Below are 18184 nucleotides of genomic sequence, written 5' to 3' on the forward strand. Positions count from 1 at the left end.
ATGGGCTTTCGGCGCCATTACGCACTTATAGGTCAAATCGCCCGTTTGCGCATAATTTATCTGCGCTAGCAGCTACGAAAAATATAGCAATTCAAACCTGCATACCAGCACCATCGGCCGCCATCGCGCGGACCAGATAATCGGCCAGACTGCGCTGGGCCGCGCTCAAGGGCTGGGCTGCGGCGATCAGGGCCAGCTCGGCCTGTGGCAGCCCGGGGTAGCCGTCCGCCGGGCCCAGCACGCGGTGTTCGGGCAGCAAGGCGCTGGTCGGCAGCACGCTGAGCGCCAGGCCGGCTGCCACCGCCGCCTGAATACCCGCCAGGCTATGGCTGCCAAAGGCCACGCGCCAGCGTTTGCCGGCCTGCTCCAGCGCACGGATGGCCCGCAGCCGGTAGATGCAACCCTGCGGGAACAAGGCCAACGGCACCTCGGCCGCATCCGGCACAGGCTGCTGACCAGCGGCCCACACCAGGGTCTCAGGCCAGGCGGCAATACAGGGACCGCTGCCCGGTTCGCGCTTAAGCAAAGCCATGTCCAACGCTCCGGCGGCCAGGTCGCGCTGCAAATTGCTGCTCATGCCGCTGCTGGTTTCCAGCCGCACCGCAGGGGCAACCGCCAGATAGCCAGACAACATGGTCGCCAGACGGCGGGCGTCGAAGTCCTCCGGCAGACCGATGCGTACAGCGGCAGGTGCGGCCGGGCTGTCCAGCGCGGTCTCTGCCTCCTGGGCGATCGCCAGCAGGCGGCGTGCGTAGGCGGCCAGCATCTCGCCACGCTCCGTGGCCACAACATTCTTGCCCGTGCGGTCGCGCAGCAGCAAGGCGTGGCCCACGCTCTGCTCCAGCCGCAAGATCTGCTGGCTGACGGTGGACTGGGTGCGGTGCACGCGCTCGGCCGCACGGGTAAAGCTGCGCTCATCCACCACGCAGACCAGGGTCTTCAACAAATCAAGGTCCAGCATGTCTTTGTTAGTGGATATTCGACTTAAAAATCAATAATAAATCAATTTGCAAATATTCAAGCCAACGCGCACAGTGCGGGCTTCGCTTTCAACACGCTCCGCACCATGTCCCTGCTCCATACCCCGCGCCCACTGTGGCTGACTTTTGATTGCTACGGCACCTTGATCCAGTGGGACGAAGGACTGCAAGCGGTTTTCGCCGACATCCTGCAGCAAAAAAATGCCGGCCACATCGACCCAGACCAACTCATCGCCATCCATGACCGCTATGAGCACACGCTCGAACAGACGCCGCCGCACCTCAGCTTTCGCGAAGTCTCTGGCCAGGCGCTGCGCCTGGCTCTGACCGAACTGGGCCTGCCCAGCCACACGGACGACGCACGCCGCCTGACCGACCGTATCGGCGCCATGCCGCCCTTCCCCGAAGTGGTGGGCGCGCTGCAGCAGCTCAAGGCGCGCGGCTACAAGCTGTGCATCATCTCCAACACGGATGACGACATCATTGCCGGCAACGTAGCCCAGCTGGAAGGCTGCATAGACCGCGTCATCACCGCGCAGCAGGGCGGCGCCTACAAACCGGCGCGGCAGCTGTTCGACCACGCCTACCAGCAACTGGGTGTCAGCAAGGACGACGTCGTGCACATCTGCGCCAGCCCCCACCTGGACCACGCCGCCGCGCGCGACATGGGCTTTCGCTGCGTCTGGATAGACCGGGGCCGCCGCACCCCGCTGCCCGACTACACACCCGACGCCACACTGCCCACGCTGGAGGGCGTGCCGGCACTGTTCGACTCGCTAGGCTGGTCTACCCGTAGCTTATGAATAAAAAGTGCCTCTAGCGCAGAATTTACCTGCGCCAGCAGCTATCCAAACAATAGCAATTAAATACCCCGGCCAGGACGCCGGTGCTTCTCGAAAAACGCCCACAGCAGCGCGCTGGCGTCGGGCCCCAGCTTGCTGTTGAAACGCAAGGCGGCGTCGCCACCGCTCCAGGCGTGGTCCAGCCCGGCGATGCGGCATACGGACACCAGGGTTTTGCGGCCCAGCCGGTAGTCCAGGCGCTCCAGCGCGTGGCGCGGGCTACGGCCACCGCTGCGGGCCGGCTGGCGGGTGGTCACTGGCACATGCGTGGCTGGCAGGTGGTTAAGCAGGCAGAACTGGCGCGCCACCTGATGCAAGTTCACCGGGCGCACCACCTTGTCGGCATCACCATGCAGCAGCATGGCCGGCATGCCCGGAAAGCCCGGGTCGCTGGCCAGGGCCTGCACGGCCGGCTCCCCGCCCTGCAAGGCGCCATGCTGCATCACGGCAAACGCCGCCAACCGGTTGTCTGCCATGCCGAACACCGGGCCGGAGTGCATGCCAACGGCGGCAATGAAATGGGGATAGCGCAGCGCAATGACCTCAGCCAGCGCCGCACCGGCCGACAGACCCGCCAGGTAGACCCGGGTCGCGTCCAAGCCCTGTTTACCCACCACATGGGCCAGCAGGCCGACCACGCTGGCGGCATCACCCCCGCCCTGCTGGGTGGCGCTGCGGTACCACTGCCAGCAACGGTTGGCGTCGCTCGTCAGCAGTTGCTGGGGATAGAGCACCGCAAAGCCTTTGCGCTGCGCCAGCGCATTCATGCGCGTGCCTTGGGCAAAGTCGGGGGCCGTTTGGCCGCAGCCGTGCAGCATGACCACCAGGGGCAAGGGCGGTTGCAGGGCCAATTTGTTGCGCGGCGGCAGGTACAACCAGTAGGCCATACGTGGCCCGCCGGGCACGGCGAAGAAGGAACGCGTCCAAGAGCCCGCAAGCGGGGCCGCAAGTGAGGTCGGCAACGGTTGCACCCTGGGTTTGAGGGCCTTGGGTTTGGCCGTTTTTGCGGGTAGTACTGGTATCGCGGGCTTGCTCGCCCGCTTGACCACCGCAGACAGGCTTTTGACCAGCTTTTTCTGCTGGCGTTGCTGGGCTTTACCGATGCGCTTGAGGCTGCTGAACAGAATGCTGCCGAGGCTTTTGCGCATCGCTAATACCTAGTCTCGCTCGGGCGCTATGGCCTCGGCGTAGTCGTACAGCGCGCCCAGGATTTCCTCGCCGCGCTCGTCGGCGGTTTCCGACAGGGTGTCGATCTCGCTGAACAGGCTGTCTATGGTGCGGGCACCGCCCTCCCCGTCAAACAGGCGTGCGGCGCGGTGTTCCTCCCAACGCTGCAGCTCTTCGGGCGACAGGCTGGCCGGGAAGTTGCGCGCACGGTAGCGGAACAGCAACTCGTCCAGCCGGCTGTCGTCAAAACTGCTGCGCACCTGGGCCAGCTTCTCGGGCGATAGCGTACGCAGATCGTTGAGGCGGCGGCGGTCATGGTCGTCCACAAAGCCTCCGTACAGGTCTTCGTCCACATCGCGCGCGGGCTCCGCCGGGCGCTCAAACACTGCGGGCCAGATGCCACTCATATCCGGCAAGGCCCGCGCCTCGGCTGCGTGGGCGCGCAACACGTCGCCATCCAAGCCCCAGCGTTTGGCCAATTCGGGCGACAGGGTTTTCAAATTGGCCACCACCATGGGCGACTTGTTCAGGTGGATAGTCTTGATGGGCAGGCGGCTGATGCCCTCGGGCAAATCACTGGCCTTGCTGAACAGGCGCAGGCGGATGTCTTCCACATTCATCTGGCTGAATTCCGCCGGACTGTGCGACAAGTCCCAGGCAATCAGCTCATTGCGGTTGGTCGGATGCATGGCCAGCGGCCACATCACGGCCAGGCAACCGCGTTCGGCCGGGAACATGCCAGAGATATGCAAAAACGGCCGCGCGGCTTGCAGCGTGGTGGGCAGGCCCAGCTCGGCGGCCACGCGTTCCTTCTTGTGCAGGCCCAGGCAGAAGTCGAACAGGCGCGGCTGCGCGGTGCGTATCAGGCGCGCCAAGGCAATGGTGGCGCGCACGTCGGACAAAGCGTCGTGCGCGGCCTCGTGCAGCAGGCCGTTTTCACGGCTCAGGTCTTCCAGCCGGAAGCTGGGGCCGCCTTCGGGTTTGCTGGGCCACGCTATGCCCTCGGGGCGCAGCGCGTAGGTGGTGCGCACCACGTCCAGCAGGTCCCAGCGGCCACAGCCGTTTTGCCATTCGCGCGCGTACGGGTCGATCAAGTTGCGCCAGAACATGAAGCGCGTGATCTCGTCGTCAAAGCGAATGGTGTTGTAGCCCACGCCTATGGTGCCGGGCTGGCTGAAAGCCTGCTCGATCGCATTCGCAAACGCGGCTTCGGGCACGCCGCGCTGCAGACACAGCTGCGGGGTGATGCCGGTGATCAGACAGGACTGCGGGTCGGGCAGAAAGTCGGGCGCGGGCTGGCAGTACAGCATCATCGGCTCGCCGATTTCGTTCAGGTCCGCATCGGTGCGGATGGCGGCGAACTGGGCGGGCCGGTCGCGCCGCGCGTTGGCACCAAAGGTCTCATAGTCGTGCCAGAGGAAGGTGTGCTGCGCGGGCGCGTCTGTCATGGTGGCTTCAGCGTTTGCCCAGGGCCAGGTCCACGCCACGGTTGGCCAGCATGTCAGCACGCTCGTTGCCGGGGTGGCCGGCATGGCCCTTGACCCAGCGCCATTCGATCTTGTGGCCGGCGGTGTTCACCAGCGTGTCGAGCCGCTGCCACAGGTCGACGTTCTTTACAGGCTCTTTGGATGCGGTCATCCAGCCACGGGACTTCCAGCCCTTCAGCCATTCGGTCATGCCCTTGAGCACGTACTGGCTGTCGATATACAGGGTGATGCTGCAAGGCTGTTTGAGCGCGCTCAGGCCTTCGATCACGGCCATCATTTCCATGCGGTTATTGGTGGTGACCAGCTCGCCGCCAAACATTTCTTTTTCAGTACCGCCCCAGGTCAGCAAAACGCCCCAACCGCCTGGGCCAGGGTTGCCCTTGCAGGCGCCATCAGTATACATGTCAACGTGGTTCAAACACAGCTTTCTAATAAGGATTCGGGAACGTCGTTTTTACCAGATGAACCTTGAACAGGTTCTACCCATGGCGGTTGGCATCCCGGTTGGCAATCGGCACGGGGGCGTTGGCCAGCGCCTTGGGGACCTTCCAGCGCGGCCCCATCAAGCGCATGCCGCGCACCCGCTTGACGGCCACCACGAAGTACACCGCGCCCAGGATGGGCGCAAACCGCTCACCCGTGCGGTCCATCCAGGCGAAGCGGTTCAGCCAGGCCTCGCTGCGCACCGAGGGGCGGTAACAACCAAACTGCACCGACTCCACCTCGAAGCTCAGCAAGCGCAACCAGTCACGTAGGCGCCAGTAACCAATCATGCCGCCCATCTCGGGCAAGTAGCTACCGCCTATGCCCATGCGGCGGTACAGGTGACCACGGCTTTGCCGCAGGCCCCAAAGGCTCATCGGGTTGAAGCCGGAAATCACCACCTTGCCCTCGGGCACCAGCACCCGCTCTACCTCGCGCAAGGTGGCATGGGGGTCGGGGCTGTGGTCCAGGGCATGCGGCAGCAGCAGCAGATCCAGGCTACTTTCAGAAAACGGCAGCGCTGCAAAATCGGTGACCAAGGTAGCCCGCTCGGCATGGGCGTCTGTAGCCTGCGGCTCGGCAAAAGCATGGGCCGCAAGCCAACGATGCGGTATGCGGTTATTCTGCAGCCCTGGCAGTTCCGCTAGCCCGAGCTGGAGGGCGTGGTAACCAAATATGTCCGCGACTGCCTCATCGAAGCGCCCGCGCTCCCAATCCAGCAGGTAGCGGCCGGGCGGGGTCTTCAACCAATCGTGCAAACCTATAATTTCGCTGCCCATGAACTTGCTTGCCCTACCTGCTTTTGCCGATAACTACATCTGGATGTTGCACGACGGCCGCCGCGCAGTGGTGGTGGACCCGGGCGACGCACAGCCGGTATTTCACGCGCTGCAACAGCATGGCTTGCAGCTAGAGGCCATTCTAGTCACGCACCACCATGCGGACCATGTCGGTGGTGTCGATGCATTGCGTACGGCAACCGGCGCAAGCGTCTACGGCCCGGCCCGCGAGCGCATTCCCGAACCGCTGCACAGGCTGGCCCAGGGCGACCGCATCACGGTATTGGACACCACGTTTGAGGTCATCGACGTGCCCGGCCACACCGCCGGGCATATCGCTTTCTATACCCCGCAGTGGCAAGGCGCGCCCCTGGTGTTTTGTGGCGATACGCTGTTTTCGGGTGGCTGCGGCCGCCTGTTTGAAGGCACACCGGCGCAGATGCTCGCGTCCCTGTCCGCGCTGGCAGCATTGCCGGGCAATACCCGTGTGTGCTGCACCCATGAATACACTTTAAGCAACCTGAAATTTGCGCGTGTGGTGGAACCCGACAACTCCGCCCTGCTCCAATACCAGCTCGCATGCATGGCCAAGCGTGAGGCGAATGAGCCCACGCTACCCTCCAACATGGCGTTAGAACTGCAGATCAACCCTTTTTTGCGCACCCGCCAGCCCACGGTACAACAGGCCGCACGGGCGTTCGATGCCACCACCTTTGATGAAGCCAGCGTATTAGGCGCACTTCGCACCTGGAAAAATCAGTTTTAATGAAACTTCTCTCTCTTCTCAGCCTGTCCGTCATGGTGTGGCTGACAGGCTGCGCCAACATCGCCCCCAAGGCCGATGGCAGCCCGGCAAGCACAACCCCGGATGCCGGTTTGGCCACGGCCAAATCGACAGCGGGTACACCCGCAAACACCGCCATCTATCCCCGCGCCAGCCTGCAGCCGATTACCGCCGCAGAAGCCAGTTCGCGCGGCGTGGCCCAACTCAAGCCCCCCGCAGACCTGTGGGAACGCATACGCCGTGGCTTTGCCATGCCCAACCTGGAAAGCAACCTGGTGGTAGACCGCGAGCAGTGGTACACCACCCGGCCCGACTACATCCAGCGCATGACCGAGCGCTCCAGCAAATACCTGTTCTATGTGGTGGAAGAACTGGAACGCCGGGGCATGCCAACCGAGCTGGCCCTGCTGCCGTACATTGAAAGCGCCTTCAACCCGCAGGCCGTATCCAGCGCCAAGGCGGCCGGCATGTGGCAGTTCATGCCGTCCACCGGCAGCTACTTTGAACTGAAGCAAAACCTGTTTCGCGACGACCGGCGCGACGTGCTGGCTTCGACCCGGGCCGCGCTCGACTATCTGCAAAAGCTGTACAACATGTTTGGCGATTGGCAGCTGGCATTGGCCGCCTACAACTGGGGCGAAGGCAGCGTCAGCCGCGCCATTGCGCGCAACCAGAAAGCCGGCCTGGGCATCAGCTACAGCGAGCTGAACATGCCCGCCGAGACCCGGCTGTATGTGCCCAAGCTGCAGGCGGTGAAAAACATCATTGCCAACCCCGACCTGTACCGCACCGACCTGCCGCTGATCGAAAACCACCCCTACTTCCAGAGCGTGGACATCACGCGCGACATCGACGTGGCCCTGGCCGCCAAGCTGGCCGATGTGAAGCTGGATGACTTCAAGGCGCTCAACCCCTCCTCGCACCGGCCGGTGATCCTGGCGGCGGGCACGCCGCAGATTCTGCTGCCCTGGGACAACGCCACCATCTTCACCCGCAATCTGGAAGCCTATACGCAGGGCCAGTACGCCAGCTGGACGGCCTGGACGGCACCCAGCACCATGAGCGTCAGCGCCGCCGCACAGCAGGTTGGTATGAGCGAATACGACCTGCGCAGCGTCAACAACATCCCGCCGCGCATGCTGATCAAGGCCGGTTCTTCGCTGATCGTGCCGCGCTCGGCCCTGATGCAGGACGTGAGCGAACACGTGGCCGACACCGCCCACCTCAGCCTGGCGCCCGAAATCGTCAACCGCAAGACATCGGTCAAGGCGGGCAAGCGCGATACCGTCGCCAGCATCGCCAAAAAGTATGGCGTCAGCGCCAGCAATGTGGCGGACTGGAATGACATCAAAGCCAGCGCAGCCCTCAAGGCGGGCCAGCAGGTGGTGCTGTTCCTGCCCGTCAAATTGACCGGCAGCCGCTCTGCGGCTACCGAGCGCTCGGGGCAACACTCACGCAGCACGGCCAATAACAAGACCAGCGGCACCAGCAAGCAACCGGTGATCGTCAAGAAGCCACGCAAACGCTAACGGGCTGGCGATGCCCCTGTGGCGTCAAGCCTTGAAACGCTCCTTGGCGTTACGGGCAAATTCGTTGGTATAGGTTTTCGACAGATCGATGCGGGCGTTGCCCATGCTGATGTCAAAACTACCCAGCGCCTTCAGTGCCAGCCTGGCGCCGTCTTCGGCCAGCATGCCATCCAGCGAGATGGCCTCGCGCCCCTTGTTGAAAGATGCCAGGTACAGGGCGCGATCACCCAGAAAATAGCTCTCGGGCACGATCTTGATGATGTCGCTCGGGCCGGCGGTCTGCAGCCATTTCAGGCCATGCACCATGCCATTGGCCAGCGCCTGCACGGTGTTGGGGTTCTTCTGGATGAAGTCCAGCGGTGCATACAAGCAGGCTGCGGGCATGCCGCCACCCATGGCGTCGCGGGTACCGCGGAGTGTGCGCGCATCGGCCACCACCCGGATATCGCCCTTTTGCTCCAGCATGGCCATGACCGGGTCGCTGTTGCTGATTGCATCAATTTGCCCAGAGCGCAGCGCCTGCACCGCAATCCACGCCGCCCCTACGGCCACGAACTGCACGTCGCCCGGATGAATACCCGCCCTGGCAAGCACCACATTTGCCACCGTATGGCCCGGCGAACCCAACGCCGATACACCTATGCGCTTGCCCTTCAGATCGGCCAGCGTACGGTAGTCAGGCAGGCTGCGAATCGATATGCCCAGTGCAATCTGGGGGGCCCGGCATTGCAGCACGAATGCCTGGAAATACTGGTTGCGCGCCTGCAAAGTCAGGGTCTGCTCGAACGCGCCAGCGTACACATCCACCGGGCCGCCAGACACTGCCTGTGGCGAGCGCGCGCCGCCCACTACATCGCTGATATCCAGGTCCAGCCCCTCGCTCTTGAAGTAGCCCAACTGATCGGCAATGGTCAGCGGCAGGTGGTAGAGCGCGGCCTCGCCGTCCACCACCAAGGAAACTTTGCTGCGCTCCAGACGGCCCTGGGCGCGCAGCACCGGAACTGCCATGCTCGTAGCGAAAGCAGCCATGGAAGCGGTGAAAGTGCGGCGGCGAATGGATGTAAGGTGCATGATGGTATGCACCCAGCTTAAAGACCGCCAGCCCGTTTCCTATTGGGGCCATCCCCGTGCGGGTTTGCCCGTAACGCTTCGAGTTAGGAACGTGTTCACGGTCTCTTTGGGGTCGCGTTGGGGTGCAATCGGGATGAGTTGGTCGTCGTAGACCGCAGCATGGGCTCTCTGCCCATGCAAGGGCTATGGCGGACAAATCGCCCGATTTCACCCCAACCCGAAGGGCAGGTGCCTTGTCGGGCGCTCTGCGTCGTTACAAAACCAGGCAAGGCAGCAGCCTTGCCTTGGGTTTTGCGCCTAGCAGTGCATCCCGACAAGGCACCTGCGCAACCCCAAAGAGACCGTGAACACGTTCCTAGGGTTAACGTCTATCCACAAAGGCGTGGGCAATCGTGCCCAGGTCCACATACTCCAGCTCGCTGCCCACCGGCACGCCACGGGCCAAGCGCGTGACCTGCAGCCCACGGGCCTTCAAGGCCACGCTGATCACATGGGCAGTGGTCTCGCCCTCGGCGGTGAAGTTGGTGGCCAGAATCACCTCTTGCACGATGCCATTGCTGGCGCGGTCCAGCAGTTTCTGCAGACCAATGTCTTTGGGACCCACGCCATCCAGCGGGCTGATCTTGCCCATCAACACAAAGTACAGGCCCTTGTAGGCGGCGGTACGCTCCACCGCAGACTGGTCGGCAGGGTTCTCCACCACGCACAGCTTGGACGCATCGCGCGCCTCATCCTGGCAGGTATCGCAGATAGCGTCCTCGGTAAAGGTGTGACACAACTCACAGTGCCGCACATTGCCCACCGCCTGGGCCAAGGCCTGCGACAACATTTGCGCGCCCTCTCGGTCATGCTGCAGCAAATGAAACGCCATGCGCGAGGCGGACTTCACCCCCACACCCGGCAAGCGGCGCAGGCCTTGTATCAAGGCAGTCAACGCACTGGTGTCAGACATGCAAGCCCTTTGCTACATTTCCGATAGCTTCCCACGCATATTTCATCAGCGCTAGCAGCCCGAAAAGCGTAAATTCGATCAGAACGGGAATTTCATGCCGCCAGGTAAGCCAGGCATGCCAGCGGTCAGCTTGCCCATTTTTTCCTGGGTGGTTTCTTCGGCCTTGCGCACCGCCGCGTTGAAGGCGGCAGCCACCAGGTCTTCCAGCATGTCCTTGTCGTCGGCCAGCAGGCTGGGGTCGATAGTGATGCGTTTGACATCGTGCTTGCAGGTCATCAGCACCTTGACCAGACCAGCACCGGATTCGCCCGTGACTTCGATGAAAGCCAGCTCGTCCTGGGCCTTCTTCATGTTGTCCTGCATGGCCTGGGCTTGCTTCATCAGGCCGGCGAGTTGTCCTTTGTTGAACATATTTTTTCCTAGTTTAGTAAGTTGAGGTGAAAAGAGTTTTTCATAGATCACCATCGCTAAAGACGCAACATACACCTTCCAGTAACACCGCAGAACTGGCTTTGCCAGGCTGCAGGTGTTGCCCCCTGCAAGGGGGTTGGCGAAAGATGCGCAGCATCTGTAGCCTGGGGGTGAGCCATCACAGAGGTTTGAGCGTACCGGGCACGATTTTCGCGCCGTAGTCTCGCATCAGGGATTGCACCAGCGGATCACCCAGGATGATCTCTTCCGCGATGCGTTGCTTTTCTGCGGTCGCCGCCGCGTTGCGCCGGCCAGGGCTGTCCACCACCTGGCCGACCTCCACGTCCAGGCTGGCTCCGGGGTTAATGGCGTCAAGAGCAACGCGCAGACGTTCGCGGCTCATGGGCTGGTTCAGCGACTCACGCTCTATGCGTATGACCCAACGGCTGTCCGCATGGGATACCAGTTGCGACTGCAGGGCCAGCTCACGCGACAAGCCGGTGACGGCATCGGTCGCCACCAGTTGTTGCACCGTGCTGTGCCAGAAGTCACCCTCCTCCGTATGCACAAGGGCAGCGGCGGCCCGGACCGGACCTGCCGACGCAGCTTGCTGCGGTGGCTCCACGGCTGCGACAGGAACGGATAGCTTGGGCGATGCTTCAGGAACGGCAATAGGCGCAGGTACGGGCGCTATCTGGATGACTGGGGCAACCGACACAGGCGGCGGAGCAGGCACCACGGGGGCTGCCACAGCTTGTGGCAACGGCACGGGTGCAGCAGGTGCCACAGGCACAGGTACAGGTACAGCAGCAGGCGCTGCGGCTACTGGTGTCGGTGCTGCCTGCGCAACACGCGGCGCAGCTTCAATCAGAGTTTTTTTTTCCGCTGCGGCTTTGGAGTGGCCAGGTTTGAAGGCCAGCAGGCGCAGCAGCACCATGGTCAGTGCGGCGTATTCGTCCGGGGCCAGGCCCAGCTCGGCGCGGCCATGCAGGCACATGCTGTAGAGCAGCTGGGTTTCGTCGGCCGGCATGGCTGCGGCCAGGCGGGCGGTATCGGCGGCTTCGGGGTCGGTGTCGTCTGCGACCTGGGCTTTTTCAGGCACGGCCTGGATCACGGCCATGCGTTGCAGCACGCTGGTCATTTCTTCCAGCGTGGATGCCGCGCTCAGGCCATTCAGGCGCAGGGCTTCGGTCGTTTCCACCACCGTCTTGCCATCGGCCAGTGCCAGCGCTTCGATCAGTCGGAACACATAGCTGCGGTCCACGCTGCCCAGCATCTGGCGCACCGTGGCTTCTTCCAGCTGGCCACTGCCAAAGGCAATCGCCTGGTCGGTCAGCGACAAGGCATCGCGCATGGAGCCGCGCGCGGCGCGCGACAATAGGCGCAAAGCACTAGTCTCGGCCTGCACGCCCTCGGCCTGCAGCACCTGGGTCAGATGCGACAGCACGGTTTCGGGCGCCATGGGGCGCAGATTGAACTGCAGGCAGCGCGACAACACGGTGACGGGTACTTTTTGCGGGTCGGTTGTAGCCAGCACGAACTTCAGGTATTCGGGCGGCTCTTCCAGCGTCTTCAGCATCGCGTTGAACGCGGTGTTGGTCAGCATGTGCACTTCGTCGATCATGAAGACCTTGAAGCGGCCCTGCACCGGCTTGTACACGGCCTGCTCCAGCAGGGCCTGCACCTCGTCCACGCCACGGTTCGATGCCGCATCCAGCTCGGTGTAATCGACAAACCGGCCGGCATCGATATCACGGCAGGCCTGGCACACGCCGCAGGGGCTGGCCGTGATGCCGCCGGTGCCGTCCGGCCCTTGGCAGTTCAGCGACTTGGCCAGGATGCGCGAGACCGTGGTCTTGCCCACACCGCGGGTGCCGGTGAACAGGTAGGCATGGTGCAGCCGCTGGGTGGTCAGCGCGTTGCTGAGAGCCTGCACCACGTGCTCCTGCCCCACCATTTCAGTGAAACTGCGCGGACGGTATTTGCGGGCAAGCACGAGATAAGACATGGCTGGATTCTAAGGGGGAGCGTCACCCCGTTTTTCAGCCGCAGCGCTCGCCACAGGCGGCCCAGCTTTTCATACACCTCGAAACAGAAAGGCCATGCCCTTGGCTTACAATATGCCTTGACGGGCCTTCCCGCATGGTAAAGCGGCCAACCGAGTCAGGTGGGGAACCAAGCAGCTCTAACTGTGGAGCCAGTGCCGGGGTCAAGGCTCGTCAACCTTCTTTTTTGCGGCAGCATCTGCATGCTGCCCCACACATTCCCCTCTATTCCAACGCATCCCAGTGCGCGGAGCGATCGCGGCGCTCCTGACGGTAGTTGGTCACCTCTAGGCGCACACCGTCGGGGTCGCTGAAAAACGTGGCCGTGTAGTCGGGCGCGTATTCGGGGTATAACTTGGCCTCGCTGGCGTCTATGCCGGCGCTGCGCAGCTGGTCGGCCACGGCGTGCACCTCGGCAATGCTGTCCACCCGCAGGCAAAAATGGTGCAAGCCCGGGGCATAGGCATCGTGCAGACTTTGGCTGCGTGCCGGACGCAGCACAAAGCCGAAGTGGCGGTTGAAATACTGGATGTGCGGGTCGCCCGCCAGTGTGAAGCTGCTCTTGCGAAATCCCAGGGCCTGCACCAGCACCTGGTCGTAAAACGGCTCGGAGCACTGTAAGTCCGACACACTGATATAGATATGGTCTATGCCTACCACTTCTGCCATGGGCTCCCTCTCACTGGTTTGAATTAAAAAGGCTTTCAGCGCAGATAACACCTGTGCCAGCAGCTATCTATTGCATAGCGCTCAGAACTTTGCCAGCGCTGCCAAGGTAAACCGGGCGTAAAAGCTGGCGACTTCATATGGGCTTCACATGCGGCGATACTTCTACATCGTAGTATGCGCACATTCTGCGGTTTGACCCTCTTCTTCTGCACACTGCCCCATGACCCACTCCCTCTTGACTGACAACGGCGCAACACAGCAACAGGGGCGCTCCAGCATCCGCTTTGCGGGTGTGTTGGTACTGGTGGCCGCGGCGGCGGGTGGGGGCTGGTGGTGGGGGCAGCGCAGCAACCCGGCGCTTAGCAACGCCGCCGGGCCAGCAAGCGCCGCCAGCGCGCCCGCAGGTGCTGCCAGCGGCGCCCGGCGCTTCACGGGCAACAACCGGGTACAGCCGGTGTCGGTAGCCACGGTGCGAACCCAGGACGTGCGGGTACTGGTGCCGGCCATTGGCAGTATCAGCGCGCTGAATACGGCCGTCGTGCGGGTACAGGTGTCGGGCGTGCTGCAGTCGGTACGCTTCCAGGAAGGCCAGATGGTCAAGGCCGGCCAGGTGCTGGCGCAGATCGACCCGCGCAGCTACCAGATCCAGCTAGCGCAGATGCAGGGCCAGCTGGTGCGCGACCAGGCCCAGCTGCGCAACGCCCAGCTCGACATGGAGCGCTACAAAGACCTGCTGGCCAAGGACTCCATTGCCAAGCAGCAGGTGGACACGCAGGACGCGCTGGTGCGCCAGCTGCAGGGCACGGTACAGACCGACCAGGCCCAGGTGGACAACGCCAAGCTGCAGCTCTCCTACACCCAGGTAACCGCGCCGATCAGCGGGCGGCTGGGCTTCCGCCAGGTGGACGTGGGCAATATGGTGCAGACCAGCGATACCAACGGCCTGGTCAGCATCACCCAGACGCAGCCGCTGAACGTGGTGTTTGCGGTGCCTGAAACCCATCTGCCCGCCATCAACCGCCGCCTGAGAACCCAGACGCCGCTGCAGGTCGAGGCCTGGGACCGCGAGCAGAAAAACCTGCTCGGCCAGGGCCAGGTCACCAGCACCGACAACGCCATCGACACCACCACCGGCACCATCAAGCTCAAGGCCGCGTTTGCGAATGCCGACGGCAAGCTGTTTCCCAACCAGTTCGTCAATGTGCGCCTGCAGCTGGACGTGCTGAGCGGCGCCATGGTGGTGCCCAGCAGCGCCATCCAGCGCGGTGCCCAGGGCACTTTTGTCTACGCCGTAAAGGACGACGGCACGGTCAACGTGCGCAAGGTGCGCATGGGCACCACCGACGGCGATGTGGTCAGCGTGCAGGGTGACGTGTCTGTGGGCGACAAGGTCATCGTCGACGGCGCCGACCGCCTGCGTGACGGCGCCAAGGTCGAGGTGATTGCCGCCCCAGCCTCCAACGCCAATAACGACACCGGCAGGCCGCGCCGCAAGAACGCATCAACCCCTGCGGATGCTACATCATCCTCTATACAAAATACGCCTCCAGCGCAGGTAAACTCTGCGCAGGCAGCTACAAAAACAGAAGCATCCGCCAGTGCCGCTTCCGGCGCCGCCAGCAGTGCAGAGCGCCCACGCTGGCTGGACCGGCTGCCGCCCGAGGAGCAGGAAAAGTTCCTGAAAATGACGCCCGAGGAACGCAAGGATTTCATCGACAAAGCCCGCGAACGCCGTCGCCAGCGCGAATCCAGCGGCGGATAAAGCCGGGGCACCATGAACCTGTCCCGCATATTTATCCTGCGTCCGGTCGCTACATCGCTCTTGATGGTGGCGATCTTGATCGCCGGTCTGCTGTCCTACCGCCTGCTACCGGTATCGGCCCTGCCCGAAGTGGACTACCCCACCATCCAGGTCACCACGCTCTACCCCGGTGCCAGCCCGGACGTGATGACATCCTCCGTCACCGCACCGCTGGAGCGCCAGTTCGGCCAGATGCCGGGGCTGGCGCAGATGTCCTCGGCCAGCTCGGGAGGGGCCTCGGTCATCACGCTGCGGTTTTCGCTGGATGTGTCGCTGGACGTGGGTGAGCAGCAGGTACAGGCCGCCATCAATGCCGGCAGCAATCTGCTGCCCAGCGACCTGCCCATGCCGCCCACCTACAGCAAAGTGAACCCGGCGGATGCGCCCATCCTGACGCTGGCCATCACCTCGCCCTCGCTGCCCATCACGCGGGTCCACGACCTGGTGGAAAACCGGCTGGCGCCCAAGCTGTCGCAGGTGCCCGGCGTGGGCCTGGTGGCGCTGGCCGGTGGCGGGCGCCCCGCCGTGCGCATCCAGGCCAACCCGGGCGCGCTGGCCGCCGCCGGCCTGGCGCTGGACGATGTGCGTACCGCCATCACCAATGCCAACAACAACCAGGCCAAGGGCAGCTTTGACGGCCCGCAGCGCGCATCCACCATCGATGCCAACGACCAACTGCGCTCCGCCGCCGAATACCAGAACCTGATCCTGGCCTACAAGAACGGCTCGCCGATCCGCCTGCGCGACATCGCCAGCGTGGTGGACGGCGCCGAGAACAACCGCCTGGCCGCCTGGGCCGGTGTCTGCCCGGCGGACACGGCGGTATCGGCTGGCGCCTGCCAAGCATCGCAACGCCAGTCGCTGCCCGGCATCATCCTGAACATCCAGCGCCAGCCCGGCGCCAATGTGATCGACACGGCCAACCGCATCAAGGCCCTGCTGCCCCAACTGCAAACCACCCTGCCCGCCTCGCTGGACGTGCAGATACTGACCGACCGCACGGTGACCATACGCGCATCGGTGGAAGACACGCAGGTCGAGCTGCTGCTGGCGATTGCGCTGGTGGTGGCGGTGATCTTTGTGTTCCTGCGCAGCGGCTCGGCCACGCTGATCCCCAGCCTGGCCGTGCCGCTGTCGCTGGTGGGCACCTTTGGCGTGATGCACCTGGCCGGCTTTTCCATCAACAACCTGACGCTGATGGCGCTGACCATCTCCACCGGCTTCGTGGTGGACGACGCCATCGTTATGATCGAGAACATCGCCCGCTTCGTGGAACAAGGCGAAAAACCCATGGCCGCCGCGCTGAAGGGGGCCAAGCAGATTGGCTTCACCATCATCTCGCTGACGATTTCGCTGATCGCGGTGCTGATACCGCTGCTGTTCATGGGCGACGTGGTGGGCCGTTTGTTCCATGAATTCGCCATCACGCTGGCGGTGTCCATCCTGATCTCGGCCGTGGTGTCGCTGACCTTCACGCCCATGCTGTGCGCGCGCCTGCTCAAGCACACGCCCGAGGAAAGCCATGGCCGCATCTACCAGGCCACGGGGCGCTTTTTTGACCGGCTGATCCACGGCTACGGTCGCGCTCTGGACTGGGTGCTGGCACGCCAGGCCGCGACCTTGATTGTGTTCGTGCTGACGGCCGCTTTGACCGGCCTGCTCTACTTCGTGGTGCCCAAGGGCTTCTTCCCCCTGCAGGACACGGGCGTGATCCAGGCCATGACCGAGACGGCGCAAAGCACCTCCTTCGCCGGCATGGCGGATCGCCAGCAGGCGCTGGCGGAAGAGATTTTGAAAGACCATGCGGTGCAAAGCGTCTCCTCCTTCATCGGCGTGGACGGTGCCAACACCACGCTGAACCAGGGCCGCATGCTGATCAATCTGCTGCCCAAGGCGCAGCGCGGCGAGTCGGCTGCGGCGGTGTTGCAGCGCCTGTCGCAGGCCAGCCGCAAGGTGGCCGGCATCGAGCTGTATCTGCAGCCGGTGCAGGACCTCACCATCGAGGACCGCATCGCCAAGACGCAGTACCAGTTCCTGATGTCTGGCCCCAACTTTGACGAACTCAACAGCAACGCCGCCGAGCTGCTGCGCCGCCTGCGCGGCCTGCCGCAGCTGGCCGATGTGGGCAGCGACGTGCAGGACCAGGGCCTGCAGGCCTATGTAGAAATAGACCGCGCCGCCGCCAGCCAACTTGGTGTAAGCGTGGCCACCATCGACACCGCCCTGTACAACGCCTTTGGCCAGCGCCTGGTGTCCACCATCTACACCCAGTCCAACCAATACCGCGTGGTGCTGGAGGTGCCGCCGCACGACAAGCTGGGGCCGCAGGCCCTGGCCGGCCTGTATGTGCCGGGCGCAACCGCCGGCGTGCAGGTGCCCTTGTCTGCCGTGGCGCGGGTGATTGAAAAGCCAGCCGCGCTGGCGGTGAACCATGCCAGCCAGTTCCCTTCGGCCACGCTGTCCTTCAATGCCGCGCCGGGCCATTCGCTGGGTGAGGCGGTCAGCGCCATCCAGGCCGAGCTGACCACGCTGCAACTGCCGGCCAGCATAGAGACCAGCTTCCAGGGTGCGGCGCTGGCCTTCCAGGCATCGCTGAACAACACCTTGCTGCTGATACTAGCGGCCATCGTCACCATGTACATCGTGCTGGGTGTGCTGTATGAGAGCTTCATCCACCCGGTGACGATTCTGTCCACCCTACCCTCGGCCGCGCTGGGCGCGCTGCTGGCGCTGCTGCTGTTCGGGCTGGACCTGGACATCATCGCCATCATCGGCATCGTGCTGCTGATCGGCATCGTGAAGAAGAACGCCATCATGATGATCGACTTCGCGCTGGACGCCGAGCGCGAACAGGGCCTGAGCCCACGCGCCGCCATCCACCAGGCCTGCCTGCTGCGCTTCCGCCCGATTCTGATGACCACGCTGGCGGCCCTGCTGGGCGCACTGCCGCTGATGCTGGGCACCGGCGTGGGCAGCGAGCTGCGCCATCCGCTGGGCGTGACCATGGTGGGCGGCTTGATCGTCAGCCAGCTGCTGACGCTGTTCACCACGCCGGTGATCTACCTGGGCTTTACCGGCCTGGCGCAGCGCTGGCGCGCCTGGCGAGGCACCGGAGTGGCGTGATGCAGGCCATACCACACGCACCCACTTGCTATGGAATAAATAGCTTCCTGCGCAGGTACTA

15 protein-coding genes and 1 other RNA gene are annotated in these 18184 nt (G+C 63.6%); 6 read left to right on the plus strand and 10 right to left on the minus strand.

Going from position 1 to position 18184, the window contains the following annotated elements:
* Nucleotides 1–91: 91 nt before the first annotated feature.
* Nucleotides 92–961, minus strand: coding sequence for a LysR substrate-binding domain-containing protein (locus tag AC07O2_RS05060; protein ID WP_495074640.1), 870 nt, complete (start codon nt 959–961; stop codon nt 92–94).
* A 105-nt stretch (nt 962–1066) separates the two neighbouring features.
* Between AC07O2_RS05060 and AC07O2_RS05065 the strand changes: the two genes are divergently transcribed.
* Nucleotides 1067–1783: a haloacid dehalogenase type II gene (locus tag AC07O2_RS05065; RefSeq protein ID WP_495074641.1), complete on the plus strand. Its 717-nt coding sequence runs from the start codon at nt 1067–1069 to the stop codon at nt 1781–1783.
* A gap of 59 nt (nt 1784–1842) precedes the next feature.
* On the opposite strand, the gene AC07O2_RS05070 is transcribed toward AC07O2_RS05065, so the two are convergent.
* The 4 genes from AC07O2_RS05070 to AC07O2_RS05085 all read right to left on the minus strand — a co-directional run bounded on the left by AC07O2_RS05070 (nt 1843) and on the right by AC07O2_RS05085 (nt 5738).
* Entirely contained in the window at nt 1843–2970 is a 1128-nt protein-coding gene (locus AC07O2_RS05070; protein ID WP_495074642.1) for an extracellular catalytic domain type 1 short-chain-length polyhydroxyalkanoate depolymerase, read from the minus strand.
* A 9-nt stretch (nt 2971–2979) separates the two neighbouring features.
* Complete coding sequence (sbcB, locus tag AC07O2_RS05075; protein ID WP_495074643.1) at nt 2980–4437, minus strand: exodeoxyribonuclease I; 1458 nt, start codon at nt 4435–4437, stop codon at nt 2980–2982.
* Nucleotides 4438–4444: 7 nt separating this feature from the next.
* Nucleotides 4445–4894: a ribonuclease HI gene (gene rnhA / locus AC07O2_RS05080; RefSeq protein ID WP_495074644.1), complete on the minus strand. Its 450-nt coding sequence runs from the start codon at nt 4892–4894 to the stop codon at nt 4445–4447.
* A 61-nt stretch (nt 4895–4955) separates the two neighbouring features.
* Nucleotides 4956–5738, minus strand: coding sequence for a methyltransferase domain-containing protein (locus AC07O2_RS05085; RefSeq protein ID WP_495074645.1), 783 nt, complete (start codon nt 5736–5738; stop codon nt 4956–4958).
* Here AC07O2_RS05085 and gloB point away from each other — a divergent pair.
* Both gloB and AC07O2_RS05095 read left to right on the plus strand, forming a co-directional pair.
* Nucleotides 5737–6504: a hydroxyacylglutathione hydrolase gene (gloB, locus tag AC07O2_RS05090; RefSeq protein WP_495074646.1), complete on the plus strand. Its 768-nt coding sequence runs from the start codon at nt 5737–5739 to the stop codon at nt 6502–6504. The two genes, AC07O2_RS05085 and gloB, sit on opposite strands and share 2 nt — an antisense overlap.
* A complete protein-coding gene (locus AC07O2_RS05095; RefSeq protein ID WP_495074647.1) occupies nt 6504–8051 on the plus strand; it encodes a transglycosylase SLT domain-containing protein in 1548 nt (515 codons plus the stop codon). The genes gloB and AC07O2_RS05095 overlap by 1 nt, the downstream gene beginning before the upstream one ends.
* Before the next feature lie 24 nt (nt 8052–8075).
* On the opposite strand, the gene AC07O2_RS05100 is transcribed toward AC07O2_RS05095, so the two are convergent.
* The 4 genes from AC07O2_RS05100 to dnaX form a co-directional block, all read right to left on the minus strand.
* Nucleotides 8076–9122, minus strand: coding sequence for an ABC transporter substrate-binding protein (locus tag AC07O2_RS05100; RefSeq protein ID WP_495074648.1), 1047 nt, complete (start codon nt 9120–9122; stop codon nt 8076–8078).
* Nucleotides 9123–9483: 361 nt separating this feature from the next.
* Complete coding sequence (gene recR, locus AC07O2_RS05105; protein WP_495074649.1) at nt 9484–10074, minus strand: recombination mediator RecR; 591 nt, start codon at nt 10072–10074, stop codon at nt 9484–9486.
* A gap of 78 nt (nt 10075–10152) precedes the next feature.
* Nucleotides 10153–10485 (minus strand): YbaB/EbfC family nucleoid-associated protein, encoded by a 333-nt coding sequence (locus tag AC07O2_RS05110; protein ID WP_315204821.1) that lies wholly within the window; start codon nt 10483–10485, stop codon nt 10153–10155.
* A 178-nt stretch (nt 10486–10663) separates the two neighbouring features.
* The gene (gene dnaX / locus AC07O2_RS05115; protein ID WP_495074650.1) at nt 10664–12493 is read right to left on the minus strand and encodes a DNA polymerase III subunit gamma/tau; all 1830 of its coding nucleotides are present in this window, start codon (nt 12491–12493) and stop codon (nt 10664–10666) included.
* Between the two features lie 119 nt (nt 12494–12612).
* On the opposite strand from dnaX, the gene ffs reads away from it, so the two are divergent.
* An RNA gene (gene ffs / locus AC07O2_RS05120) (signal recognition particle sRNA small type) lies at nt 12613–12709 on the plus strand.
* A 46-nt stretch (nt 12710–12755) separates the two neighbouring features.
* Here the strand turns inward: ffs and AC07O2_RS05125 are convergent.
* Entirely contained in the window at nt 12756–13199 is a 444-nt protein-coding gene (locus AC07O2_RS05125; RefSeq protein WP_495074651.1) for a VOC family protein, read from the minus strand.
* A gap of 220 nt (nt 13200–13419) precedes the next feature.
* Here AC07O2_RS05125 and AC07O2_RS05130 point away from each other — a divergent pair, with 220 nt between their 5' ends.
* Together AC07O2_RS05130 and AC07O2_RS05135 are read left to right on the plus strand one after the other, a co-directional pair.
* Nucleotides 13420–14961, plus strand: a complete 1542-nt coding sequence (locus AC07O2_RS05130) for an MdtA/MuxA family multidrug efflux RND transporter periplasmic adaptor subunit (RefSeq protein ID WP_495074652.1) — start codon at nt 13420–13422, stop codon at nt 14959–14961.
* Nucleotides 14962–14973: 12 nt separating this feature from the next.
* Nucleotides 14974–18123: an MdtB/MuxB family multidrug efflux RND transporter permease subunit gene (locus AC07O2_RS05135; protein ID WP_495074653.1), complete on the plus strand. Its 3150-nt coding sequence runs from the start codon at nt 14974–14976 to the stop codon at nt 18121–18123.
* Nucleotides 18124–18184: the final 61 nt, after the last annotated feature.

Source organism: Rhodoferax sp. GW821-FHT10B06 (genome assembly GCF_059415605.1).

Bases quoted from the DNA above. Each gene is read 5' to 3' on its own strand.
- AC07O2_RS05060 (WP_495074640.1), bottom strand. From the start codon at position 961: ATGCTGGACCTTGATTTGTTGAAGACCCTGGTCTGCGTGGTGGATGAG.
- AC07O2_RS05065 (WP_495074641.1), top strand. From the start codon at position 1,067: ATGTCCCTGCTCCATACCCCGCGCCCACTGTGGCTGACTTTTGATTGC.
- AC07O2_RS05070 (WP_495074642.1), bottom strand. From the start codon at position 2,970: ATGCGCAAAAGCCTCGGCAGCATTCTGTTCAGCAGCCTCAAGCGCATC.
- sbcB (WP_495074643.1), bottom strand. From the start codon at position 4,437: ATGACAGACGCGCCCGCGCAGCACACCTTCCTCTGGCACGACTATGAG.
- gloB (WP_495074646.1), top strand. From the start codon at position 5,737: ATGAACTTGCTTGCCCTACCTGCTTTTGCCGATAACTACATCTGGATG.
- AC07O2_RS05085 (WP_495074645.1), bottom strand. From the start codon at position 5,738: ATGGGCAGCGAAATTATAGGTTTGCACGATTGGTTGAAGACCCCGCCC.
- AC07O2_RS05095 (WP_495074647.1), top strand. From the start codon at position 6,504: ATGAAACTTCTCTCTCTTCTCAGCCTGTCCGTCATGGTGTGGCTGACA.
- AC07O2_RS05100 (WP_495074648.1), bottom strand. From the start codon at position 9,122: ATGCACCTTACATCCATTCGCCGCCGCACTTTCACCGCTTCCATGGCT.
- recR (WP_495074649.1), bottom strand. From the start codon at position 10,074: ATGTCTGACACCAGTGCGTTGACTGCCTTGATACAAGGCCTGCGCCGC.
- AC07O2_RS05110 (WP_315204821.1), bottom strand. From the start codon at position 10,485: ATGTTCAACAAAGGACAACTCGCCGGCCTGATGAAGCAAGCCCAGGCC.
- dnaX (WP_495074650.1), bottom strand. From the start codon at position 12,493: ATGTCTTATCTCGTGCTTGCCCGCAAATACCGTCCGCGCAGTTTCACT.
- AC07O2_RS05125 (WP_495074651.1), bottom strand. From the start codon at position 13,199: ATGGCAGAAGTGGTAGGCATAGACCATATCTATATCAGTGTGTCGGAC.
- AC07O2_RS05130 (WP_495074652.1), top strand. From the start codon at position 13,420: ATGACCCACTCCCTCTTGACTGACAACGGCGCAACACAGCAACAGGGG.
- AC07O2_RS05135 (WP_495074653.1), top strand. From the start codon at position 14,974: ATGAACCTGTCCCGCATATTTATCCTGCGTCCGGTCGCTACATCGCTC.